24 protein-coding genes are annotated in these 23,800 nt (G+C 60.0%); 13 read left to right on the plus strand and 11 right to left on the minus strand.

The annotated features are described in order from the left end of the window. Window positions 1–75 precede the first annotated feature (75 nt). The 4 genes from JJD74_RS11895 (at window position 76) to ntrC (ending at window position 3,958) form a co-directional block, all read left to right on the plus strand. Window positions 76–588 (plus strand): DUF4124 domain-containing protein, encoded by a 513-nt coding sequence (locus tag JJD74_RS11895; protein WP_200613979.1) that lies wholly within the window; start codon window positions 76–78, stop codon window positions 586–588. Beyond that, the gene (locus JJD74_RS11900; protein ID WP_200613982.1) at window positions 585–1,208 is read left to right on the plus strand and encodes a DUF4124 domain-containing protein; all 624 of its coding nucleotides are present in this window, start codon (window positions 585–587) and stop codon (window positions 1,206–1,208) included. Before JJD74_RS11895 ends, JJD74_RS11900 begins: the two co-directional genes overlap by 4 nt. Window positions 1,209–1,439: 231 nt before the next feature. Then, window positions 1,440–2,525, plus strand: a complete 1,086-nt coding sequence (gene glnL, locus JJD74_RS11905) for a nitrogen regulation protein NR(II) (protein ID WP_042557209.1) — start codon at window positions 1,440–1,442, stop codon at window positions 2,523–2,525. Beyond that, window positions 2,522–3,958 carry a nitrogen regulation protein NR(I) gene (gene ntrC, locus JJD74_RS11910; RefSeq protein ID WP_042557208.1) on the plus strand — a complete coding sequence of 479 codons (1,437 nt, stop codon included), beginning with the start codon at window positions 2,522–2,524 and terminating at the stop codon, window positions 3,956–3,958. The genes glnL and ntrC overlap by 4 nt, the downstream gene beginning before the upstream one ends. A gap of 606 nt (window positions 3,959–4,564) precedes the next feature. On the opposite strand, the gene JJD74_RS11915 is transcribed toward ntrC, so the two are convergent. Further along, on the minus strand, window positions 4,565–5,005 hold the full coding sequence (locus JJD74_RS11915) for a hypothetical protein (protein ID WP_115146013.1): 441 nt from the start codon (window positions 5,003–5,005) through the stop codon (window positions 4,565–4,567). Here JJD74_RS11915 and JJD74_RS11920 point away from each other — a divergent pair. After that, on the plus strand, window positions 5,004–5,459 hold the full coding sequence (locus tag JJD74_RS11920) for a tRNA (cytidine(34)-2'-O)-methyltransferase (protein WP_003220777.1): 456 nt from the start codon (window positions 5,004–5,006) through the stop codon (window positions 5,457–5,459). The two genes, JJD74_RS11915 and JJD74_RS11920, sit on opposite strands and share 2 nt — an antisense overlap. Before the next feature lie 113 nt (window positions 5,460–5,572). On the opposite strand, the gene secB is transcribed toward JJD74_RS11920, so the two are convergent. From secB to JJD74_RS11935, 3 genes are read right to left on the minus strand one after another with little or no spacing between them, the layout of a single operon-like run. Further along, on the minus strand, window positions 5,573–6,058 hold the full coding sequence (gene secB, locus JJD74_RS11925; protein ID WP_042557206.1) for a protein-export chaperone SecB: 486 nt from the start codon (window positions 6,056–6,058) through the stop codon (window positions 5,573–5,575). A gap of 57 nt (window positions 6,059–6,115) precedes the next feature. Beyond that, window positions 6,116–6,370 (minus strand): glutaredoxin 3, encoded by a 255-nt coding sequence (gene grxC / locus JJD74_RS11930; RefSeq protein WP_042557205.1) that lies wholly within the window; start codon window positions 6,368–6,370, stop codon window positions 6,116–6,118. Window position 6,371: 1 nt separating this feature from the next. After that, complete coding sequence (locus JJD74_RS11935; RefSeq protein ID WP_042557204.1) at window positions 6,372–6,785, minus strand: rhodanese-like domain-containing protein; 414 nt, start codon at window positions 6,783–6,785, stop codon at window positions 6,372–6,374. A 153-nt stretch (window positions 6,786–6,938) separates the two neighbouring features. On the opposite strand from JJD74_RS11935, the gene gpmI reads away from it, so the two are divergent. The 5 genes from gpmI to JJD74_RS11960 all read left to right on the plus strand — a co-directional run bounded on the left by gpmI (window position 6,939) and on the right by JJD74_RS11960 (window position 13,648). Continuing rightward, window positions 6,939–8,468, plus strand: a complete 1,530-nt coding sequence (gene gpmI / locus JJD74_RS11940) for a 2,3-bisphosphoglycerate-independent phosphoglycerate mutase (protein WP_047299351.1) — start codon at window positions 6,939–6,941, stop codon at window positions 8,466–8,468. A 253-nt stretch (window positions 8,469–8,721) separates the two neighbouring features. Next, window positions 8,722–10,026, plus strand: coding sequence for a murein hydrolase activator EnvC family protein (locus JJD74_RS11945; protein WP_047299349.1), 1,305 nt, complete (start codon window positions 8,722–8,724; stop codon window positions 10,024–10,026). 31 nt (window positions 10,027–10,057) lie between these two features. Then, on the plus strand, window positions 10,058–11,377 hold the full coding sequence (locus JJD74_RS11950) for a S41 family peptidase (protein ID WP_200613984.1): 1,320 nt from the start codon (window positions 10,058–10,060) through the stop codon (window positions 11,375–11,377). Between the two features lie 2 nt (window positions 11,378–11,379). Further along, window positions 11,380–12,156 carry a divergent polysaccharide deacetylase family protein gene (locus JJD74_RS11955; protein WP_042557200.1) on the plus strand — a complete coding sequence of 259 codons (777 nt, stop codon included), beginning with the start codon at window positions 11,380–11,382 and terminating at the stop codon, window positions 12,154–12,156. Window positions 12,157–12,274: 118 nt separating this feature from the next. Next, on the plus strand, window positions 12,275–13,648 hold the full coding sequence (locus JJD74_RS11960) for a Vps62-related protein (protein WP_200613992.1): 1,374 nt from the start codon (window positions 12,275–12,277) through the stop codon (window positions 13,646–13,648). Here JJD74_RS11960 and JJD74_RS11965 read toward each other — a convergent pair. The 7 genes from JJD74_RS11965 to JJD74_RS11995 form a co-directional block, all read right to left on the minus strand. Next, the gene (locus JJD74_RS11965) at window positions 13,629–14,384 is read right to left on the minus strand and encodes a substrate-binding periplasmic protein (RefSeq protein ID WP_042557198.1); all 756 of its coding nucleotides are present in this window, start codon (window positions 14,382–14,384) and stop codon (window positions 13,629–13,631) included. The two genes, JJD74_RS11960 and JJD74_RS11965, sit on opposite strands and share 20 nt — an antisense overlap. A gap of 341 nt (window positions 14,385–14,725) precedes the next feature. Next, window positions 14,726–15,496 (minus strand): imidazole glycerol phosphate synthase subunit HisF, encoded by a 771-nt coding sequence (hisF, locus tag JJD74_RS11970; RefSeq protein ID WP_007897430.1) that lies wholly within the window; start codon window positions 15,494–15,496, stop codon window positions 14,726–14,728. A gap of 100 nt (window positions 15,497–15,596) precedes the next feature. Further along, window positions 15,597–16,346, minus strand: a complete 750-nt coding sequence (gene hisA, locus JJD74_RS11975) for a 1-(5-phosphoribosyl)-5-[(5-phosphoribosylamino)methylideneamino]imidazole-4-carboxamide isomerase (protein ID WP_042557197.1) — start codon at window positions 16,344–16,346, stop codon at window positions 15,597–15,599. A 101-nt stretch (window positions 16,347–16,447) separates the two neighbouring features. Next, the gene (locus JJD74_RS11980; RefSeq protein ID WP_042557196.1) at window positions 16,448–16,708 is read right to left on the minus strand and encodes a DUF2164 domain-containing protein; all 261 of its coding nucleotides are present in this window, start codon (window positions 16,706–16,708) and stop codon (window positions 16,448–16,450) included. Beyond that, a complete protein-coding gene (hisH, locus tag JJD74_RS11985) occupies window positions 16,709–17,347 on the minus strand; it encodes an imidazole glycerol phosphate synthase subunit HisH (protein ID WP_008080553.1) in 639 nt (212 codons plus the stop codon). Further along, window positions 17,347–17,940 (minus strand): imidazoleglycerol-phosphate dehydratase HisB, encoded by a 594-nt coding sequence (hisB, locus tag JJD74_RS11990; protein WP_042557195.1) that lies wholly within the window; start codon window positions 17,938–17,940, stop codon window positions 17,347–17,349. The genes hisH and hisB overlap by 1 nt, the downstream gene beginning before the upstream one ends. Before the next feature lie 273 nt (window positions 17,941–18,213). Next, the gene (locus tag JJD74_RS11995) at window positions 18,214–19,878 is read right to left on the minus strand and encodes an OFA family MFS transporter (protein ID WP_042557194.1); all 1,665 of its coding nucleotides are present in this window, start codon (window positions 19,876–19,878) and stop codon (window positions 18,214–18,216) included. Between the two features lie 353 nt (window positions 19,879–20,231). Between JJD74_RS11995 and JJD74_RS12000 the strand changes: the two genes are divergently transcribed. The 3 genes from JJD74_RS12000 to JJD74_RS12010 are packed head-to-tail and all read left to right on the plus strand — an operon-like array spanning window position 20,232 to window position 23,790. Then, window positions 20,232–22,457, plus strand: a complete 2,226-nt coding sequence (locus JJD74_RS12000; protein ID WP_200614001.1) for an AsmA family protein — start codon at window positions 20,232–20,234, stop codon at window positions 22,455–22,457. Further along, the gene (gene mutY, locus JJD74_RS12005; protein WP_200614003.1) at window positions 22,454–23,521 is read left to right on the plus strand and encodes an A/G-specific adenine glycosylase; all 1,068 of its coding nucleotides are present in this window, start codon (window positions 22,454–22,456) and stop codon (window positions 23,519–23,521) included. Before JJD74_RS12000 ends, mutY begins: the two co-directional genes overlap by 4 nt. Beyond that, on the plus strand, window positions 23,518–23,790 hold the full coding sequence (locus JJD74_RS12010) for an oxidative damage protection protein (RefSeq protein WP_008024947.1): 273 nt from the start codon (window positions 23,518–23,520) through the stop codon (window positions 23,788–23,790). The genes mutY and JJD74_RS12010 overlap by 4 nt, the downstream gene beginning before the upstream one ends. Window positions 23,791–23,800: the final 10 nt, after the last annotated feature.

Genomic DNA, 23,800 nt, shown 5'->3' on the forward strand with positions numbered 1-23,800 from the left:
ATGTTGTCTCAGTTAGGCTTACCGTCGTCCCTGGCCTATGCTGCAAACCAATCTCATTGTTGATCGGTCGAGCCCATGGGTCGTGGTCTTCTATTCCTCCTGCTGGTTATTGCCCTGCCCGCCGTCGCGCAGATCTACAAATACACCGACGCCAACGGCCAAACGGTGTACAGCGATCATTCGCCGGACGGCGTCGACGCGCAGCCGGTGGAGTTGCCGCCGCTCAACCGTGTCGAATCGCAAACGCCGAGCACGCCCCCAGCGGTCGAGACAGACAATCGCCAGCCTGAGCGCAACGCTTATGAGGTGCTGGAACTGGCCGGCCTGCCCACTGAAGAAGCCCTGCGCGCCAACAACGGCACCTTCACTGTCAATGTGCTGATCAAGCCGCGCCTGCAACCGCCGCATCAATTAAGACTGGTTTTGGACGACGAGCCTTACGGGCAGCCGAGCAACGTGCCAATCCTGCAACTGGTGAATGTCGATCGCGGCGAACATCGTCTGGCCGTGCAGGTGATCGACGGCGAAACGATCGTCCAGCAGAGCCCGCCAGTACTCTTCACCGTGCAAAGGGTGCACAAGCCATGATCCGCGCATGGCTGATCGCCGCGCTGGCCATGACAGCGCTGCACGCCTCGGCCGAGGTGTTCACTTATATCGATGCGCAGGGCAATCGTGTCTACACCGATCAGCCACGGGGCAACGCCAAGCGGGTGCCGCTGACCACCAGTAATCGCATGCCGGCTACCCCCACGGCTGCTGCGCCGATGACCACCGCGAAAAAATCGCCGGAACAACCCCCGTTCCATTACGACATGCTGCGCGTTCTGGTGCCCGAGCCCGACGCGACCATTCGCAGCAGTGCCGGTGAGCTGATCGTCAGCATCACCAGCGAGCCCGGCTTGCAAAAGGGCCATCTGTATCGCTTGCTGCTGGACGGCAAAGCCACCGGCGAGCCCGGCGTCAGCCCGGTTTTTCCGCTGAGCAATATCGACCGTGGCAGCCATAGCCTCTCGATAGAAATTCTTGATGCGCAGGGCCGCACCGTCGAGCGCACCGCCAACCAGCCCTTCCACATGTTGCGCATCTCGCTCGCGCAAAAACGCCAGGTCAAACCCTGCGTTACTGAGGACTACGGCGTGCGCCCCGAGTGTCCGCTGAAAGACAAACCCAAAGAGCCTAAAAATCCTTTCCTGCGTTTCTTCTAACGCCATTAAGCTTTGCGCACTATATTGGTGCAATAGATTGCACCGTACTCACATTCCATCCCATTTTGGTTCGAAACTTCCCGTTCCAGCTGGCAGAACGCCACGCAAACGAGCGTCAAACGCCCGTTTCAGGGGTTGAACGCTTCTTTTCGGAGCCTTGGTTTGGTTTTTGCATTTTCCATCTAAACACGCTTGTTTCTTGCGCACGCTCCGCCCCCAAAAGAGGCCTTGATGACTATTAGCGACGCAATCCCACGCTTGCTGCTCGACAACCTGACCACCGCCACCATCTTGCTCGATGCCGAATTGCGCCTCGAGTACATGAACCCGGCAGCGGAGATGCTGCTGGCGATCAGCGGCCAGCGCAGCCATGGGCAGTTCATCAGTGAGCTGTTCACTGAGTCCACCGAGGCGCTCAACTCGTTGCGCCAGGCCGTGGAGCAGGCGCACCCGTTCACCAAGCGCGAAGCCATGCTCACCGCCCTCACCGGTCAGACCCTGACGGTGGATTACGCGGTGACGCCGATCCTCAACAACGGCGCGACCCTGCTCCTGCTGGAAGTCCACCCGCGAGATCGCCTGCTGCGGATCACCAAGGAAGAGGCACAGCTGTCGAAGCAGGAAACCAGCAAGATGCTGGTGCGCGGCCTCGCCCACGAGATCAAGAACCCGCTCGGCGGCATCCGTGGCGCTGCGCAATTGCTGGCCCGCGAGCTGCCGGAAGAAAGCCTGCGCGATTACACCAACGTGATCATTGAAGAGGCCGATCGCCTGCGCAATCTGGTCGACCGCATGCTGGGTTCGAACAAGTTGCCGTCGCTGGCCATGTGCAACGTTCACGAGGTGCTCGAGCGTGTCTGCCATCTGGTCGAAGCGGAGAGCCAGGGCTGCATCACCTTGGTGCGCGATTACGACCCGAGCATTCCCGACGTGTTGATCGACCGCGAGCAAATGATTCAGGCCGTGCTGAACATCGTGCGCAATGCGATGCAGGCGATCAGCAGCCAGAACGAGCTTCGTCTGGGCCGCATCAGCTTGCGTACCCGGACCATGCGCCAGTTCACCATCGGCCACGTCCGCCATCGCCTGGTGACCAAGATCGAGATCATCGACAACGGCCCGGGCATTCCGGCGGAACTGCAGGAAACCATTTTCTTTCCCATGGTCAGTGGCCGCCCGGACGGTACCGGGCTGGGCCTGGCCATCACCCAGAACATCATCAGCCAGCACCAGGGCCTGATCGAATGTGACAGCCATCCAGGCCACACCACGTTCTCGATCTTTCTGCCACTGGAACAAGGAGCCACATCGACATGAGCCGTAGTGAAACCGTGTGGATCGTCGATGACGACCGTTCTATCCGTTGGGTTCTGGAAAAGGCCCTGCAGCAAGAAGGCATGACCACCCAGAGCTTCGACAGCGCCGATGGCGTGATGAGTCGTCTGGCCCGTCAACAGCCGGACGTGATCATCTCCGACATCCGCATGCCGGGCGCCAGCGGTCTGGACCTGTTGGCGCGGATTCGTGAGCAGCACCCACGGCTGCCGGTCATCATCATGACCGCTCACTCCGATCTGGACAGCGCTGTCGCCTCCTATCAGGGCGGTGCGTTCGAGTACCTGCCAAAGCCGTTCGACGTTGATGAAGCGGTGTCGCTGGTCAAGCGCGCCAATCAGCATGCGCAAGAACAGCAAGGCCTGCAGGTCGTGCCAGCACTGACCCGCACGCCTGAAATCATCGGCGAAGCGCCGGCGATGCAGGAAGTGTTTCGTGCCATCGGCCGCTTGAGTCATTCCAACATCACCGTGCTGATCAACGGCGAATCCGGCACCGGTAAAGAATTGGTCGCCCACGCTCTGCACCGTCACAGCCCGCGTGCGGCCTCGCCGTTCATCGCGCTGAATATGGCGGCGATCCCCAAGGACCTGATGGAGTCCGAGCTGTTCGGCCACGAGAAAGGCGCGTTCACCGGCGCGGCCAACCTGCGTCGCGGGCGCTTCGAACAGGCCGATGGCGGCACGCTGTTCCTCGATGAAATCGGCGACATGCCCGCGGACACCCAAACCCGTTTGCTACGGGTTCTGGCCGATGGCGAGTTCTATCGCGTTGGCGGCCATGTGCCGGTCAAGGTTGACGTGCGGATCATCGCCGCGACTCACCAGAATCTGGAAACCCTGGTGCACGCCGGGAAATTCCGTGAGGACTTGTTCCACCGCCTCAACGTGATCCGTATCCACATTCCACGCCTGTCGGATCGTCGCGAAGACATCCCGACGCTGGCCCGACACTTCCTCAGCCGCGCGGCGCAGGAACTGGCGGTGGAGCCGAAGTTGCTGAAAAGCGAGACTGAGGAATATCTGAAGAACCTGCCGTGGGGCGGCAACGTGCGACAGCTGGAGAACACCTGCCGCTGGATCACGGTCATGGCGTCCGGGCGCGAAGTGCACATCAGCGACTTGCCGCCAGAGTTGCTCAACCTGCCGCAGGATTCGGCGCCAGTGACCAACTGGGAGCAAGCGCTGCGCCAGTGGGCCGATCAGGCGTTGGCGCGTGGCCAGTCGAACCTGCTCGACAGCGCAGTGCCGGCGTTTGAGCGGATCATGATCGAGACGGCTCTGAAGCACACCGCCGGGCGTCGTCGTGATGCCGCGGTCTTGCTGGGTTGGGGGCGAAATACCCTGACGCGCAAGATCAAGGAATTGGGGATGAAGGTCGATGGCGGGGATGATGATGAGGGGGATGAGGGGTAAAAACCTCGTTCGCTTGAGGCCGTATGTGTACTCAAGATCTCTCCTCCTCACCCCAGCCCTCTCCCGAGGGAGAGGGAGCCGATTTATGTCGCTGCCAAATGTGAGTTCGACTCGGACTTTCATGTCGGCGTAGTTCTTTATAACAACTCGGTCAGTCCCCTCTCCCTCTGGGAGAGGTTAGGGTGAGGGCAATTCAGCCGTGCACCACCGTAATGCACTTTGACCCGCAATCGGGCATATCCGGCGGCTGACTAGCCAAATCGAAACCAATGCAAAACTTCAACTTCGAAAACACGAAAGCCCCGTAATCTGGGGCTTTCGTGTTTCCGGCAGCAGCTTTTGTTTCAAAAAATTAAGACCTGGCACACCTCCTGCAATAACTCTTACAGGTGATTCGTTTCACCACCCGTTTCGGGGACCTTGGTACAGGCAGGCCGGGGATTCCCCTCTTTACATCGGGCTCGCACCGAAAACGACGAGCTCACCCTTTTGGGATCCTTGGTACAGGCAGGCCGGGGGTTCCCTCTTTACACCGGGCGTTTCGCTCAAGCGAAAGTCCACCCCGTTTTGGGAACCCTGATACAGGCAGGTCAGGGATTCCCGCTTTTATTGCTCTCGCAGGTGAATCTCCAGCCGCCAGCGGTCATCGACCTCGCTGCCGGCCCAATCGCCCTGCAGCGGCCGCGCCGCCAGCACCGTCAGCAACAACCCGCCATCACTCATTCGCGTACGCCAATTCACATCTTTGCCATTGAGCTTGAGCTGGCCTTTCTGCGACCGCCCATCAGCCTGAAACAACAGCGCCACCGTGCCGTCGATGATCTCGCCGTGCAGTTTCGGTTCGTTGTTGAACCACACCACCAACCCGCTTTCAGTCACTTCGACCTGCTGCAATACGCTCGGATCTGGCGTGGTCAGGCGGCCAATCATCAAACCGATCATCAATCCGACAATCGCCAACGAACCGATCACCCGCGGGAATAGTTTCGAACGCGAGTCCGCTTGCGGCGTAGAATGCGCGTCATCTTTACCTTCGGAGCCGTGCATGTTTCACGTCATCCTTTTTCAACCAGAAATTCCGCCGAATACCGGCAACGTTATCAGGCTGTGCGCCAACAGCGGCTGCCACCTGCATTTGATCGAACCGCTGGGCTTCGAGATGGACGACAAGCGCCTGCGTCGGGCCGGTCTCGACTACCACGAATACGCCACGCTGCAACGCCACGCCGACCTCGCCAGTTGCCTGGAAAGTTTAGGCAATCCACGCCTGTTCGCGTTCACCACCAAGGGTTCGCGGCCGTTTCATGATGCTGCGTTCGTGCCGGGCGATGCGTTCATCTTCGGCCCGGAAAGCCGAGGCCTGCCACCAGAAGTGCTCGACGCCCTGCCGGCCGAACAGCGCCTGCGCCTGCCGATGCGCGAAGGCTGCCGCAGCCTGAACCTGTCCAACACCGTGGCGGTGGCCGTGTATGAGGCGTGGCGGCAGAACGACTTCAAGTAACACTGCAAAACAAATGTGGGAGCGAGCCTGCTCGCGATTACGGAGTGTCAGTCACTCTGACATACCGCTATCGCGAGCAGGCTCGCTCCCACATGGGGTATTGCTGAACCGTCTTATTGAACGGTTGGCGTCTCGCCGCTTTCCTGCATGCGCTGCAGCTCTTGCGCGTACAGGGCATCGAAGTTCACCGGAGCCAGCATCAGCGCCGGGAACGAACCGCGGGTTACCAGGCTGTCCAGGGTCTCGCGAGCGTACGGGAACAGGATGTTCGGGCAGAACGCACCCAGGGTGTGGCTCATCGAAGCCGCGTCCAGGTTCTTGATCAGGAAGATACCGGCCTGTTGCACTTCAGCGATGAAGGCGACTTCTTCACCGTTTTTCACGGTAACGGACAGGGTCAGTACGACTTCGTAGAAATCGCCTTCCAGTTCTTTCTGACGAGTGTTCAGATCCAGACCGACCGCCGGGTCCCACTGCTGGCGAAAGATCGCCGGGCTTTTCGGGGCTTCGAAGGACAAGTCGCGTACGTAGATGCGCTGCAAGGAGAATTGCGGTGCGGTTTCTTCTTCGCTGGCTGCAGTGTTCTGTTGGTCAGTCATCTCAGATCCTTTCTGATCTTGGGTCTTTTAGGGAGTGCTGTACGTGGGTGCAGCCGTTCAGGCCTTGAGCAGCGCGTCGAGCTTGCCGGCGCGCTCCAGGGCGAATAAATCGTCACAGCCGCCGACGTGCTTGCTGCCGATCCAGATCTGCGGCACGGACGTGCGTCCGGCTTTCTGGGCCATTTCGGCACGCACCTGCGGCTTGCCATCGACCTTGATCTCTTTGAAGGCCACGCCTTTGTTCTCGAGCAGGTACTTGGCTCGCGAGCAGTAAGGGCAGTAATCGCTGGAGTAGACGATGACTTCGCTCATGTCACTTCACCAACGGCAGGTTGTCGCCTTTCCAGCTGGAGATCCCGCCGGACAGCTTGGCGGCGGTGAAGCCGGATTTCATCAGTTCGCGGGCATGAGTGCCAGCGGTCTGGCCCAGGGCATCGACCAGAATGATGGTCTTGGCCTTGTGTTTTTCCAGCTCGGCGACGCGTGCGGCCAGTTTGTCCTGAGGAATATTCACCGCGCCAACGATGTGGCCGGCAGCGAAATCCTTGGCTGTGCGAATGTCTACCACCACGCCTGCATCTTTGTTGACCAGCGCGGTCAGCTCACCGGTGCTCAGGCTTTTACCGCCGCCCTGCATCGTGTGCGCCAGCAGCAGAGCCAGCAGTACGACGAAGATACCGACAAGAATGTAGTGGTTAGTGGCAAATTCAATCAGGTGAGCAACCATCGAAGGAGGTTCCAGGGCGTTAAAATGTCGGCCAGTATACACAGCCACTATGGTGGGCCAAACCCCGTCCGGCGGTGACGCGGTCGGAACTTCGCTTTAAACTCCAACTCCCTTTTCCATCGCCCTCTTCTTTATTAGCCACGAGTGGATTCCATGACTACCACGCCTAAACCTTTGGTCCTGATCATTCTCGACGGCTTCGGTCACAGCGACAGCCCCGAATCCAATGCCGTTTTTGCGGCGAAGAAGCCTGTGCTGGATCGCCTGACGGCCAACCAGCCGAACGGCTTGATCTCGGGCAGCGGCATGGACGTCGGTCTGCCGGACGGCCAGATGGGCAACTCCGAAGTCGGCCACATGAACCTCGGCGCCGGTCGTGTGGTGTATCAGGACTTCACCCGCGTGACCAAGTCGATCCGCGACGGCGAGTTCTTCGAGAACCCGACCCTCTGCGCCGCTGTGGATAAAGCCGTGGCTGCCGGCAAAGCCGTGCACTTCATGGGCCTGCTGTCGGATGGCGGCGTGCACAGTCATCAGGATCACCTGATCGCCATGGCCGAACTGGCCTTCAAGCGCGGCGCCGAAAAAATCTATCTGCACGCTTTCCTCGACGGCCGCGACACGCCGCCCAAAAGCGCTGCTTCGTCGATCGAACTGCTCGATGCGACTTTCCAGGCACTCGGCAAGGGCCGCATCGCCAGCATCGTCGGCCGCTACTTCGCCATGGACCGTGACAACCGCTGGGATCGCGTGGCCCAAGCGTACAACCTGATCGTCGACGGCAACGGCGAATTCAACGCTGCCACCGCTCAGGAAGGCCTGGACGCCGCTTACGCCCGTGGCGAGAGCGACGAATTCGTCAAAGCCACCACCATCGGTGAGCCGGTCAAAGTCGAAGACGGTGACGCCGTGGTGTTCATGAACTTCCGCGCCGACCGTGCCCGTGAGCTGACCCGCGTGTTCGTCGAAGACGATTTCAAGGACTTCGAGCGCGCGCGCCAGCCAAAACTGGCCGGTTTTGTCATGCTGACGCAATACGCCGCGAGCATTCCTGCACCGTCGGCTTTCGCGGCGGGCAGCCTGGAAAACGTGCTGGGCGACTATCTGGCAAAAAACGGCAAAACCCAGCTGCGCATCGCTGAAACCGAGAAATACGCCCACGTCACCTTCTTCTTCTCCGGCGGCCGTGAAGAACCGTTCCCGGGCGAAGAACGCATCCTGATCCCGTCGCCGAAAGTCGCCACTTACGACCTGCAGCCGGAAATGAGCGCGCCCGAAGTGACCGACCGTATTGTCGAAGCCATCGAAAACCAGCGTTACGACGTGATCGTGGTCAACTACGCCAACGGCGACATGGTCGGCCACAGCGGCGTGTTTGAAGCGGCAGTGAAAGCGGTTGAATGCCTGGACACTTGCGTCGGGCGCATCGTCGAAGCACTGGACAAGGTGGGCGGCGAAGCGCTGATCACCGCTGACCACGGCAACGTCGAAAAAATGGCCGATGAAGAAACTCACCAGGCGCACACCGCACACACCACCGAGCCGGTGCCGTTCATTTACGTCGGCAAGCGTGACCTCAAGGTCCGTGAAGGCGGCGTGCTGGCGGACGTGGCGCCGACCATGCTCAAGTTGCTGGGTCTGGAAAAACCGGTGGAAATGACCGGGACTTCGATTCTGGTTTAATCCGCGGCCTCAAAACACCGCTCAACCTTGTGGGAGCTGGCTTGCCAGCGATAGCAATCTGACAGCCAACAACTCTGTTGAATGTTCAGACGCCATCGCTGGCAAGCCAGCTCCCACAGTGGCTTATGGGGTTTTCGAAATGGAATTAAGCCTGTCTGGCGCTCCAGTTATCACACAGCCCCAATTGGGCGTTTTTTTTGCAGCCTCGGGCGGGCATACTAGGCCGTCCATTACCCTGGTGCCGCCCGCCCCTATGCTTCGCGTCCTGATTGCCCTCGCTCTGACCTGCCTGCTCCAACCGGCCTTCGCTGACGAGCGCGCGCAAACCCAACAGCAGCTGGACGCAACGCGTCAGGACATTGCCGAGCTGAAAAAGCTGCTGAGCAAGGTTCAGGAAGAAAAGTCCGGCGTACAGAAAGAGCTCAAGGGCACTGAGACCGAGCTGGGCAAGCTGCAGAAGCAGGTCGATGCACTGCAAAAAGAACTGCAGAAAAGCGAATCCGAGCTGCAACGACTCGATGCAGAGAAAAAAAAACTCCAGAGCGCGCGCACTGAACAACAACGACTGATCGCCATTCAGGCCCGTGCGGCCTATCAGAACGGCCGTCAGGAGTACCTCAAACTGCTGCTCAACCAGCAGAATCCCGAGAAGTTCGCCCGCACCCTCACCTATTACGATTACCTGAGCCAGGCTCGCCTGGAGCAGCTGAAAAACTTCAACGAAACCCTGCGCCAACTGGCTAATGTCGAAAAAGACATCGGCTTGCAGCAGGCGCAATTGCTGGTACAGAAAAGCGACCTCGACACCCAGCGCGACGAACTTGAAAAAGTTCGCAAGGAGCGCCAGCAAGTGCTGGCCAAGCTCAACGAGGACGTCAAGGCTCGCGACCAGAAACTCGCCGCCCGCGAGCAGGATCAGGCAGACCTGTCTAAAGTCCTCAAGACCATTGAAGAAACTCTGGCCCGTCAGGCCCGTGAGGCAGAAGAGGCGCGAAAAAAAGCGCTGATCGCCCAGCAGGAAGCGGAAAAAAAGCGTTTGCGTGAGGCGCAAGCCCACGCGGATGCAGAATCGGACACCAGTGACGCCCCACGAAAACCTGTCAAATCGTCTCCCGGCGCACTGGTTTCCAGCAGTGGCGAAACCTTTGGCGGGGCTTTTGCGGCAACCCGGGGAAAACTTCCATGGCCGGTTGATGGTCGATTGCTGGCACGCTTCGGTGAAAGCCGTGGCGATGACGCCCGCACCAAGTGGGATGGCGTGATGATCAGCGCCTCCGCCGGCAGCCAGGTGCATGCCGTACACGGTGGGCGCGTGGTGTTTGCCGATTGGCTGCGGGGCGCCGGGTTGCTGGTGATCCTCGATCACGGCAATGGTTTTCTGAGTCTTTACGGTCACAACCAGACACTGCTCAAGTCGGCGGGTGACGTGGTTAAAGCCGGTGAGTCCATCTCCACTGTCGGTAACAGTGGCGGTCAGGACACATCAGCGCTGTATTTTGCAATTCGTCAGCAGGGTCACCCGAGTGATCCGGCGCAATGGTGTCGTGCGCAAGGATAAGCGCACCACCTAATTCAGGAGTTTGTTCGACATGCTGCATTTGTCCCGCCTTACCTCGCTGGCCCTGACGATCGCCCTGGTGATCGGCGCGCCTCTGGCGTTTGCCGCTCAACCGGCTCCGGCCGTCGCTCCGGCAGGCACAGCTGCGACCTCCAAGGCCCCGCTGCCGCTGGAAGAGTTGCGCACCTTTGCCGAGGTCATGGACCGGATCAAAGCCGCATACGTCGAGCCGGTGGACGACAAGACTCTGCTGGAAAACGCGATCAAGGGCATGCTCAGCAACCTTGATCCGCACTCGGCTTATCTGGGCCCTGAAGACTTCACCGAGTTGCAGGAAAGCACCAGCGGCGAGTTCGGCGGCCTGGGCATTGAAGTCGGCGCCGAAGACGGCTTTATCAAAGTCGTCTCGCCAATCGATGACACGCCAGCGTCGAAGGCCGGCATTCAGGCTGGCGACTTCATCGTCAAGATCAACGGTCAGCCGACTCGCGGCCAGACCATGACCGAAGCCGTGGACAAGATGCGCGGCAAGATCGGCCAGAAAATCACCCTGACCCTGGTACGCGACGGTGGCCCGCCATTCGACGTGACCCTGGCGCGCGCCGTGATTCAGGTGAAGAGCGTCAAGTCGCAGCTGCTGGAGTCGGGCTACGGCTATATCCGCATCACTCAGTTCCAGGTCAAGACCGGCGATGAGGTCTCCAAGGCCCTGGCGAAGATGCGCAAGGACAACGGCAAGAAGCTCAACGGCATCGTTCTCGACCTGCGCAACAACCCGGGTGGCGTGTTGCAGGCCGCGGTGGAAGTGGTCGACCACTTCATCACCAAAGGTCTGATCGTCTACACCAAAGGCCGCATCGCCAATTCCGAGCTGCGTTTCTCTGCTACCGGTAAAGACGAAAGCGAAGCAGTGCCGATGGTCGTGCTGATCAACGGTGGCAGCGCCTCGGCGTCGGAAATTGTCGCCGGCGCCCTGCAGGACCAGAAGCGCGCCGTGGTCATGGGTACCACCAGTTTCGGCAAAGGCTCGGTACAGACTGTGCTGCCGCTGAACAACGACCGCGCACTGAAGATCACCACCGCGCTGTACTTCACGCCCAATGGCCGTTCGATCCAGGCCCAGGGCATCGTCCCGGACATCGAAGTGCGCAAAGCCAAGATCACCAGCGAGGCGGACAGCGAATACTTCAAGGAAGCCGATCTGCAGGGCCATTTGGGCAACGGCAACGGCGGCGCCGACAAACCGAGCGGTTCCGCAGGCAAGGCCAAAGCCATGCCGCAGGATGACGATTACCAACTGGCCCAGGCCCTGAGCCTGCTCAAAGGCCTGAGCATTACGTCCGGCCGCTGAGGATGTCTTTGCGTTTCGTCTTCGTTCTGCTGTGCTGTCTGGCGGGTGCTGCTCACGCACAACCCGCCGGCTCTACGCCTCACAAAGCCTACCTGACACTGATCATCGACGACCTGGGGCAAAGCCTGCCCCGGGATCGCCGCGTGCTGGCCCTGCCCGGCCCGGTGACCGCGGCGATCATGCCCGACACGCCCCACGCCACCGAATTTGCCCGTGAAGCCCATCGTGCCGGCAAGATCGTCATCTTGCACATGCCCATGGATCCGGCGACCGGCCCGTACGCCTGGCATCCCGAACTGCCCATCGAAGAACTCGAAAAGCGTCTGAACGCCGCGTTCAAAATGGTCCCGTACACCGCGGGCATCAATAACCACATGGGCAGCCGCATGACGGCGCAACCGGAGGCAATGGCCTGGTTGATGGGAGAGTTGCAGCGACGCCACAAGTTCTTCGTCGACAGCCGCACCAGTGCGCAGACCGTGGCCGCGCAGCAAGCGCAGAAGATCAATCTGGCGAGTGTTTCGCGCGATGTTTTTCTCGATGACGAGCGCACCGAGGCGGCAATCTTCACCCAGTTGCAGACCGCGATCAGCCTCGCGCGCAAACAGGGTTCAGCGGTAATGATCGGCCATCCTTATCCACAAACGCTGGCCGTGCTGGAGCGAGAGTTGCCCAAGCTTAAAGCTCAAGGCATTGAGTGGATCGACATTAAACAAATGATCAGCGTGCGCAGCAATCGCGCCATGGCCGGTCATGGCAAGGACGGCCTCTACCGGTAACGGCCTGTTGCGTCAGGCAATAGATAGTTACCACCAGTCACCCCTCGCACTTCCGGATAGTGAGACCTGCAACAGGTCGCGACTCCCCTGAGTCGCTGTTCAACTATCAGGAGTGACCATGACTATTTACGACAACGCTCAAGTATCCGACTGGCAGAGGGAACCCATCAGGGTCGACAACCTGCTGATCAACTTTACGACCGAGTTCCTGAGCATCTGGGACACCTACGGCTCCAACGCGGAACCGGCGTCTTTCTGGCGCCCGACCCCGGCGGCCGATGTGCTGCCCGGCTACTTTCCATTAGGCGACGTCGTCCATCCGGGCCGTGACAACATCAACAACAAGAAAGTCGTGGCGGTGGTGTGCGAGGCGAGCACACCGGCGGCCGATCCCGAAAAAGGCAAAGCCCTGAGCGCACCGACCGACTTCGAACTGGTCTGGAAAGACTCAGGCTCCGGCGCGACCAAGAACGGCTCCGTCTGGCGCCCTCTCCCGCCGGAAGGTTACGTCGCGCTGGGTTCGGTGTGTTCCAACAGCCACGAAAAACCTTCTCGCAATGCCGTTCGCTGCGTACGGGCCGACCTTGTCAGCGCGTCAGCCACATGCGATCTGATCTGGAATGACAAAGGCAGTGGTGCGCGGCAGAGCATCAGCACGTGGAGCGCCGCGCCGCCGGTGGCCGCTTCGGGGGAAATGCACCTGGCGCCCGGCACGTTCGCCGGAGTCAGCGGTTACGCGTTGCCGGCGAATTTTCTGGTGTATTCGTTACGCCTGCACCTTGCGGTTCAGGTCAATCCAAAACCGACAGCACCCGTGCTCCTCGGTGTGACGCCTGAGCCCCTGCACGCGCCTGAGCAGCCGACCTACACCGCCAGGCTGCCCTGGTTCGCCGTCAAGGATCCCTTGTTCACTCCACTGGAGCAGCGCGACCACTCGCCCTTCTATCAACTGGAGCGCACGGATCACTATGTGCTCGTCGGCCATGGTCACAACAGCGGGCAAGACAGTACGACATTCCGATGGTCAGCCCAGCGCGCGCAACGCACGCGAGGTCAATGGGCGTTCTCGACACTGACCTCCATCGAATTCGGCGTGCAGTGGGGCGCGCAGGCACCCAGTCCGTTTCTGTTTTCGGCGCGGCTCAGCCATGAGTTGACGCAATGCGAAATGCCCAACAATGAATGGCTCGATAACTCTGCGATCGACGTCGTAGCGGTAGTGGACAGCCATAAGGCCGTGGCGGTTTATCTGATTCAGAGTGACTACAGTCTTGTGCGCGCAGACGGTACGCCGGTGACCACTACGTTCAGTTATACCGACGGTCGCAGCCTGCACATCAGCCAATACACACCGGGGACGCCTGCCAGCACTGTTGCTGTGGCGCCGGAAGCGCAAGTGCCAGAGGTCGCGGACATCCACGAGACGGACAACGACAGCGCCACCCCGCTGGCGGAAACGGCGCTGGAGGAGGTTACAGATACCGCGCCATGATTTCGTCCACTACACCTTCTTTGCGCAGTTGATCGAGCGCGTCCTGCAGCCTGGCGACGACGTCATCGGAGACGTCCTTGTTTAACGCCAGGTATAACTCGGCGCTATTGAAGCGCAGCACCGTTTTCAGCCCCGTCACACCCTCCTGCCGCGCGAGGTAACGCCCGGCAGGATCTCCCGTTGCCCACAGATCAATCTGTCCGCTGACCAGCTTCTTCGCGTTGTCCTGATCGCGCAGCACGACCACGGGCTTCAAGCCTTGCTTGGTCAGCGTCTCGGCAATCGCGTCACCTTTATAGGCGCCGATTTTGTACTTGCGCGCGTCATTGAGGGTTTCGAGGGTGATCTTGCTGTCAGCCTTGGCCAACAGGATCCAGTCGTCGGGGCCGATCGGACCGACCCACTTGAAGAGTTTTTCACGATCCGGCAGACGCGCCATCACAAAGGCACCGTAACCGGGATTTTCCAGCGCCAGCTTGTACACCCGCTCCCAGGGGAACCGCAGGGTCAGGCTATAAGTGACGCCGGCACGCTGGAATATCTCGCGAACGATGTCGGTGGCGATGCCGTTGATGTTCTCGCCCTGGGCGAAATTCTTGCCGTTCTTCGCCATGTTGTAGGGCGGGAAGTTTTCGGTGAGGAGCACCAGATCAGTGTCGGGACTGTTTTCGGCCCGGACGGTGTTGAGCAGCAACACAGAGGCACTGGCAAGAACAAGAAGCAGGCGTTTGATCATGTCGGGCTACCGAAATCCATGGCGTGCCCAAGAGTGCCTTGGGCACGCCATGCTGTCCACTGGCCTGTACCGTTTTAGCGCATCCGGATCTCGCGATACTGCTATCGATCAAAAACTGTACGTGATGCACACGACTGTTATTCACCAGCACATTACAACAACGCCATATTCTGGTACCGCTCGATGCCCTGCCATTGACGCTGTGCAGTTACACCATGGATCGGAATCTCAGCACTTCAGAGGTCCGTGCAGATCTGCTGCAAAGCTCTGGGACAGATTGAGGACCTGGCCGCTTGACGATCGATCTGAACCGCCAAGCGGCGCCGCCGCATCTGAGGCACTTAGCGCATCACGATCCCGCGATGGGCCATATAGGCCTTGGCTTCCTGCACGGTGTATTCGCCAAAATGGAAAATACTCGCCGCCAACACTGCGCTGGCGTGGCCTTCAAGGATGCCGTCGGCCAAGTGCTGCAAGTTGCCGACACCACCGGAAGCGATCACCGGAATGCCCAGTGCATCGCTGATGGCGCGGGTCACGCCGAGGTCGAAACCGTTTTTCATGCCGTCCTGATCCATGCTGGTCAGCAGGATCTCACCGGCACCCAGGCCTTCCATTTTCTTCGCCCACTCGACCGCGTCCAAACCGGTCGGCTTGCGCCCACCGTGGGTGAAGATTTCCCAGCGCGGGGTTTCGCCCGGGCCGGAAACCTTCTTCGCATCAATGGCGACGACGATGCACTGCGAGCCGAAGTGCTGCGCGGCTTCGCCAACGAATTCCGGGTTGAACACGGCTGCGGTGTTGATCGACACCTTGTCCGCGCCGGCATTGAGCAGGTTGCGGATGTCTTGCACGGTGCGCACGCCACCGCCAACGGTCAGCGGGATGAACACCTGACTGGCCATGCGCTCGACTGTATGCAGCGTGGTGTCGCGGCCATCGACGCTGGCGGTGATATCGAGAAAGGTAATCTCGTCGGCGCCCTGCTCGTCATAACGACGGGCGATTTCCACCGGGTCACCGGCGTCGCGGATGTTCTCGAACTTCACACCTTTGACGACCCGGCCGTTATCCACGTCCAGGCAAGGGATGATGCGCTTGGCTAACGCCATGGGCTTAATCTCCGATTAAGAGTTGCAAGCTTCAAGCTACGAGCTACGAGCTGCAAGAAAAAGCCGATCACGGTCGATTTTCTAACTTGCAGCTTGCAGCTTACAACTTGGAGCTGGCCGCGTAGCCATCACAAAAAGATTGAGCCTCTGCAACATCCAAAGTGCCCTCATAGATCGCCCGGCCAGTGATGGCGCCGATGATGCCCGGCGCCCTGGCGTCGAGCAGCGACTTGATGTCACCGAGGTTGTGGATACCGCCGGAAGCGATCACCGGGATCTTCGTTGCCGCAGCCAGCGCAGCGGTGAACGGTACGTTGCAGCCCTGCATCATGCCGTCTTTGGCGATGTCGGTATAAACGATCGAAGACACGCCGTCGGCTTCAAACTGCTTGGCCAGATCGATGACCTGCACGGTGCTGATTTCAGCCCAGCCGTCAGTGGCGACAAAACCGTCCTTGGCGTCGAGGCCGACGATGATCTTGCCCGGAAACGCGCGGCATGCTTCGGCGACGAAGGCCGGATCTTTCACGGCTTTAGTGCCGATGATCACGTAGCTCACGCCAGCCTTGACGTAGTGCTCGATGGTTTCCAGCGAGCGAATGCCGCCGCCGATCTGGATCGGCAGGTTCGGATAGCGTTTGGCGATGGCGGTAACCACTTCGCCGTTGACCGGCTGGCCTTCGAAGGCGCCGTTCAGGTCGACCAGATGCAGACGACGGCAGCCGCCCTCCACCCACTTGGCAGCCATGCTCACCGGGTCATCGGAGAACACCGTGGAATCTTCCATGCGGCCCTGGCGCAGACGCACGCAGGCACCGTCTTTAAGATCGATAGCAGGAATAATTAGCATGCTTTTCCTTCGTCAAAGAGCTGCAAGCTGCAAGCTTTAAGCTGCAAGCGCGCACGTGTGTCTGATTCTTGCAGCTGACAGCTTGAAGCTTGCAGCTGCTCCTAATTTTTTTCGAGCGCCCACAGGTCGCTTTCGATGCTTTCAAACCGCTCTTTGAGGTGGGTCTGCACATCGAAAATCGCCCTGTTGTAATAGTGCGGAGCAATTTCGCGGGTAAACAGCTCAAGAATTTCTGCCGCTTCGAACGAACCCAGGTCCAGTTCGAAACGATCCTCCATGAACCGCTTGATCTTGTGATTGGCCTCGTTCTCCTGTTCGGGAGTGAGGGTCAGGATCGGCGGTTTGGACTTCTTGGCGGCCATTTACCAGCGACCGTCCCACGCGGCGAAGTTCTGCAGCAATTGCAGGCCATGGGTATGGCTTTTCTCCGGGTGAAACTGCACGGCGAAACGCGAACCATCGGCCAGCGCTGCAGCGAAATCGACACCGTAATGACCGCCGCCCACCACCTGCCGCGCGTTGGCAGCGGCAATGTAGTAGCTGTGCACGAAATAGAAACGCGCCATGTCCGGAATGTCGTGCCACAGCGGGTGACTGACCTTCTGCTTCACCTCGTTCCAGCCCATGTGCGGGACTTTCAGGTGTTCGCCGTCTTCATGCAGGTCTTTGCCGAAGAACTTCACAGCGCCCGGGAACAGGCCGATGCAGTCGACGCCGTCGTTCTCTTCGCTGGTATCGAGCAGGGCTTGCATGCCGACACAGATGCCGAGGAACGGACGATCCTGGCTGACTTCACGCACCAGCGAATCAAACCCGAGGCGACGGATCTCCGCCATGCAATCGCGAATCGCGCCGACCCCCGGAAACACCACACGGTCAGCTTCGCGGATCACGTTCGCATCGCTGGTGATCAACACTTTACCGGCGCCGACGTGCTCGAGGGCCTTGGCCACCGAGTGCAGGTTACCCATGCCGTAATCGATAACTGCAACCGTCTGCATTACAGAACGCCTTTGGTCGATGGCATCTGCCCGGCCATGCGCTCGTCGAGCTCGACAGCCATGCGCAGCGCGCGGCCGAAAGCCTTGAACACGGTTTCGATCTGGTGGTGAGTGTTGGTGCCACGCAGGTTGTCGATGTGCATGCTGACCAGCGCGTGGTTGACGAAGCCCTGGAAGAATTCCTGGAACAGGTCAACGTCGAAGCCGCCAACGGTGGCGCGGGTGTACGGCACGTGCATTTGCAGGCCCGGACGACCGGAGAAATCGATCACCACGCGCGACAGCGCTTCATCGAGCGGCACATAGGCGTGGCCGTAGCGACGGATGCCTTTTTTATCGCCGATGGCTTTGGCGAAAGCCTGACCGAGGGTGATACCGACGTCTTCCACCGTGTGGTGGTCGTCGATATGCAGATCGCCCTTGCATTCAATATCCAGGTCGATCAACCCGTGACGGGCGATCTGATCCAGCATGTGCTCAAGAAAAGGAACACCGATATCGAATCGGGCCTTTCCGGTGCCATCAAGGTTGATCGAGGCTTTGATCTGGGTTTCCAGAGTGTCGCGCTCGACAGAAGCCTTACGTTCGGCCATCACCAGCTCCGCAAAATCATTGGGCGAAAAAGGCAGCCATTATAGGCACGCGGGCGCGAAACAGAAACACGAGAGGTGATATGACTGACGGAGTGAATCCGGGGGTGTCGCGGGTAGACATGTGCATACAAGCTACCAGGCACACCACAAAAACAAGTGTGGGAGCGAGCCTGCTCGCGAAAGCGGTAGATCAGCCAACATTTATGTCGACTGACACTCCGTCTTCGCGAGCAGTCTCGCTCCCACCGTTTTCGCGCTTATGCAGCTAACAACTTAGTTAAACAGTACCGCCGTTTTCTGCAGGGTCACCCACACACCCCACGCCAACGGAATACCCACCACCAGCCACGCAGCGACGGCCAACGGCTTGCTGCCCGGTGCCGCTTTCCATTCCAGAACGGTGGTCGCATCGGCACCTTTGTCATGGCCCAGCGCCTGTTCGGCAGCCAGTTCGGCGTCGGTCATGAAGTACTTGTCAGCCACTGGGCGCACCAGCAGGTTGCACAGGAAGCCCAGCACCAGCAGACCGGCGAGGATATACAGCGTGATGTCATAAGCGGCGGCGCGTTCAACGCCGATGCTCAGTTGATACTCACGCAGGTAGTTCACCAGCACCGGACCAAGCACACCGGCCGCCGCCCAAGCGGTCAACAGCCGACCGTGGATCGCGCCAACCATCTGCGTTCCGAACAGGTCGGCCAGATACGCCGGAACCGTGGCAAAACCACCGCCGTACATCGACAGGATGATGCAGAACGCCGCCACGAACAGCGCAACGTTGCCCAGGTGACCCAGGTTCGGGATCAGCGCGTACAGGGCAAAACCCAGCGCAAAGAACACGAAGTAAGTGTTTTTACGGCCCAGGTAGTCCGAGAACGATGCCCAGAAGAAGCGGCCACCAATGTTGAACAGGCTCAGCAGACCGGTGAAACCGGCAGCAATCGCGGCGATGGAAGCCAATTGCCCGGCATCCAGCTGGCCGAACGGCAGGTCAACACCAATCAATTTGCCGCCGAACACTTCCTGCAACAATGGCGAAGCCATGCCAAGGATGCCGATACCGGCAGAGACGTTCAGGCACAGCACCAGCCACACCAGGCGGAATTGCGGGGTTTTCCACGCCACATTCACGTGTACGTGACGATGAGTGATCATCGCGTTCGCGGCTTTTTTCGCCGGAGCGGTCCAGCCTTCAGGCTTCCAGCCGGTTGGCGGCACGCGGTAGGACAGTGCCCCGCCGATCATGAACACGAAGTAGATCGCGGCCATTACCAGGAAGCTCTGCCACACGCCGACGCCAGTTGGCGATGCGAAGTGGCCCATCAGCGCTGCGGCCAACGGTGCACCGACCATCGCGCCACCACCGAAGCCCATGATCGCCATGCCGGTCGCCATGCCGCGCTTGTCCGGGAACCACTTGATCAGGGTCGACACCGGCGAGATGTAGCCCAGGCCCAGACCGATACCACCGATCACGCCGGAACCGATCCACATCAACCAGATCTGGTGGGTATAAATCCCCAGCGCCGAAATCAGCAGACCGCCGCACCAGCACAGGGCCGATACAACGCCAGCCTTACGTGGCCCGGCGTGTTCCAGCCAGCCACCCCAGATCGCTGCCGAGCAGCCGAGGAAGATGAAGAACAGGGTGTAGATCCAGCCGAGCATCGAGATCGGCCAGTCGCATTGCGACGAGAAGACTTGTGCGATGAAGCTCATGTCCGGCGCGCAAGCCACCGGTGCAGTAACGCCCAGCGCCTTGGACAACGGCAACCAGAACACCGAAAAGCCGTAGGCCATGCCGATGCACAGGTGAATGGCCAGAGCGGCCGGTGGAACCAGCCAACGGTTGAAACCGGGCTTGGCGATGATGCGCTCCTTGGACAGGAACGCGGGCTGATCGGCTTTGAAGCCATCCGCCGTGATGCTCGTGCTCATTGTGTATCCCCCAATTATTAGTATGGTTCGCCAGCCACTGTTCACCCCCGGCCTTATGCACGCAGGCATGACCGTTTTTTTGAGTGAAGCTCCTTGAAGGCGCGACGTTAAGTCGCAGAAGGACGGACGAACCGGCGAAGGTTACCATTTGCACGTGACAGAAAAACCAAACTGATATCACCTTTTTTCTGTCACCTGATCGTATCTCTGCGGGGAACCCCCATCGCATCCGTTGTCGAAGCGCTACAAGCGGCGAGTCAACGACCTAGGCAGGACGCCTCAGCAGTGAAGACTGATGCAGCGCTATACTCCCCGGCTAAATTACGAATTCGACTAATTACAAGGACTCGCCCATGAAAGCGTTCGGCAAAATCCTGGGTCTGGTACTTCTCGGGCTGTTGCTGATCATTGTGGCGGCAGGCTTTGCCCTGACCCACCTCTTCGATCCCAACGACTATAAAGAGGAGATCCGCCAGATAGCCCGCGACAAGGCCCACATCGAGCTGACGCTCAATGGCGATATCGGCTGGAGCCTGTTCCCGTGGCTCGGCCTGGAATTGCACGAAGCCAGCGTCGCCACCCTCGCCAAACCCGCCGAACCGTTTGCCGACTTGCAGATGCTCGGCCTGTCCGTGCGCGTGCTGCCGCTGTTGCGCCGCGAAGTGCAGATGAGCGATGTGCGCGTCGAAGGTCTCAACCTGCGCCTGAACCGTGACAAGAACGGCCATGGCAACTGGGAAGATATCGGCAAGGCGCCAGTCGCGCCTGGTGCAACGCCGCCGGCCACTGCTCCCGGTCAACCCGCCAGCGAGCCCACTGTAGCGGTGGAAAAACCGGCGCAGCCGATCCGCCTCGACATCGACAGCCTGACCGTCAACAACGCCCGCGTTGAGTACACCGATGAACTCAGCGGCAAGCAGTTCAGCGCCGAGAGCATTCAATTGAGCACCGGCCCGGTGCACGACTCAACCAACATCCCGATCAAGGCCACGGCATTTCTCGGCACCAATCAACCGGTGCTGCGCGTGCGCACCGAGCTCAACGGCGAGCTGCGCTTCGAGCGCGCCCTGCAACGCTACAAATTCGAAGACATGAAGCTCTCCGGCGAAGTGGCGGGCGATCCGCTGCAAGGCAAGACCATGACTTTCTCCGCCCAAGGGCAAATATTGCTCGATAAAGCCGCGAACGTCGCCGAATGGACCGGAATCAAGATCTCCGCCAACCAATTGCGCGCCTTGGGTGAACTGAAAGCCAACGACCTCGACAAGACCCCGCAGATCACTGGCGGCATCTCGATCGCCCAGTTCGATCTGGCAAAATTCGTCGACAGCATCGGCCAGAAACTTCCGGCCATGGCCGAAGGCAGCCTGAGCAAAGTCGAACTGGTCAGCCGCATTGCGGCCACACCGACCAGCGTCGCGTTCGACAACATCAACCTGAAACTCGACGACAGCAGCTTCAGCGGCCGTATCGCCGTCGAAGACTTCGCCAAGCAATCGTTACGGGCGACCCTCAAGGCAGACACCTTCAACGTCGACCGTTACCTGCCGCCGAAATCGGAAAAGGCCAACAACGCCACGCAAACCCGTCAGGCCGAAGTCGCCAGCACCGAAGCCAATGCCATCGCCGGTGCGGGTTCTACACCGCTGCCAGACAAACCGAGCAAAACCGCCTGGAGCACCGAGCGCTTGCTGCCGGTTGAACGCCTGGCCAAACTCGATGTGGACGCCGACCTGACTTTCGGCCAACTGACCCTCGACAAACTGCCGATCCAGAATGCCGCGCTCAAAGCCACCGGCCAGGGCGGCCTGCTGACCCTCGGCAACCTCAGCGGCGAGCTGTACAACGGCGGCTTCGAAGCCAAAGGCACCCTCGACGTGCGCCCGAGCGCCCCGATGCTCAACCTGCAGACCAAAATCAACCGGGTGCCAGCGGAAAAAATCCTCGAAAGCCAAGGCAAAAAACCGCCCGTCACAGGTTTGGTGACGCTCACCAGCAACCTCACCGGCAGCGGCAACAGCCAACAGGCGTTGATCGACAGCCTCAACGGCAACGCCAGTTTTGTCATCAACAACGGCGTGCTGCTCAACGCCAACCTTGAGCAGCAACTGTGCAAAGGCATCGCCACCCTCAATCGCAAATCACTCAGCGGCGAGCCACGGGGCAAGGACACTCCGTTCCAGGAACTCAAGGGCAACCTGACCTTCCGTAACGGCGTTGCCAGCAACCCGGACCTCAAGGTTCGTATTCCGGGCATGACCGTCAACGGTGACGGCGACATCGATCTGCGGGTGCTGGGCATGGACTACCGCGTCGGCATCATCGTCGAAGGCGACACCAGCGCCATGCCGGATCCGGCGTGTCAGGTCGGCGACAAATTCGTCGGCATCGAGTGGCCACTGCGTTGCCGGGGTCCGCTGGAACTGGGCGCCAAGGCGTGCCGTCTGGACAACGAACGCATGGGCCAGGTCGCGAGCAAACTGGCCGGCGACAAACTCAGCGAGAAGATCGACGAGAAACTTGGCGACAAAGTCAGCCCGGAATTGAAAAACGCATTGAAGGGGCTGTTCAAGCGATGAGAGCGGAGCAGTTTTCAGAGGCGGTGCTGGATTGGTTCGACCGCCATGGCCGCCACGATTTGCCTTGGCAGCAGAACATCAACCCGTATCGGGTGTGGGTGTCGGAAATCATGTTGCAGCAGACTCAGGTCAGCACTGTGCTCAACTACTTCGACCGCTTCATGGCCGCGCTGCCAACGGTCGAAGCACTGGCCGAAGCGCCGGAAGACGAAGTGCTGCACCTGTGGACCGGCCTGGGTTACTACACCCGCGCACGCAATCTGCAGAAAACCGCGAAGATCGTCGTCAGCCAGTACGCTGGCGAGTTTCCACGCGATGTCGAGAAGCTGGTGGAGCTGCCGGGTATCGGCCTGTCCACCGCTGGCGCCATCGCGAGCATCAGCATGGGCCTGCGCGCGCCGATCCTCGATGGCAACGTCAAACGCGTTCTGGCGCGTTTTACCGCGCAAGAGGGCTATCCCGGCGAGCCGAAGGTCGCCAAACAGCTGTGGGCCAACGCGGAGCGCTTTACGCCGCACGATCGGGTCAACGCCTACACACAGGCAATGATGGATCTCGGCGCCACGCTGTGCACCCGCAGCAAGCCAAGCTGCCTGCTGTGTCCGCTGGAGCGTGGCTGCGAAGCCCACATGCTCGGCCTGGAGACGCGCTATCCGATTCCCAAACCGCGCAAAACCATCCCGCAGAAGCGCACGCTGATGCCGATGCTGGCCAATGGCAAAGGCGCGATTCTGCTTTATCGCCGCCCCTCGACGGGTTTATGGGGCGGTTTGTGGAGCCTGCCGGAACTCGATGACCTCGACGACCTGCAACATCTCGCCGATCAGCACTCGCTGGCACTGGGCGAGCAGCAGGCCTTGCCGAGCCTCGTCCACACCTTCAGCCACTTCCAATTGTCCATCGAACCCTGGCTGGTTCAGGTACAGGAGGCCAGCCATCACGTGGCCGAGGCCGACTGGCTCTGGTATAACCTCGCCACCCCGCCGCGCCTGGGCCTCGCCGCCCCGGTCAAGACCTTGCTCGAACGCGCGGCCGCCGTATTGAATGCAGGAGAGTCAGCATGACCCGCACCATCATGTGCCGTAAGTACAAAGAAGAACTGCCCGCTCTGGAACGCGCCCCTTTCCCGGGCGCAAAAGGTCAGGATATTTTTGACCACGTCTCGGCCAAGGCCTGGGCCGACTGGCAGAAACACCAGACCCTGCTGATCAACGAAAAACGCCTGAACATGATGAACGCCGAAGATCGCAAATATCTTCAGGGCGAAATGGACAAGTACTTCTCCGGCGAGGAATACGCCAAGGCCGAAGGCTACGTTCCGCCTGCGGAGTAACCCCGCAAAA

The organism is Pseudomonas sp. MF6776 (assembly GCF_016613125.1).
Taxonomy (GTDB): Bacteria; Pseudomonadota; Gammaproteobacteria; order Pseudomonadales; family Pseudomonadaceae; genus Aquipseudomonas; species Aquipseudomonas iridis.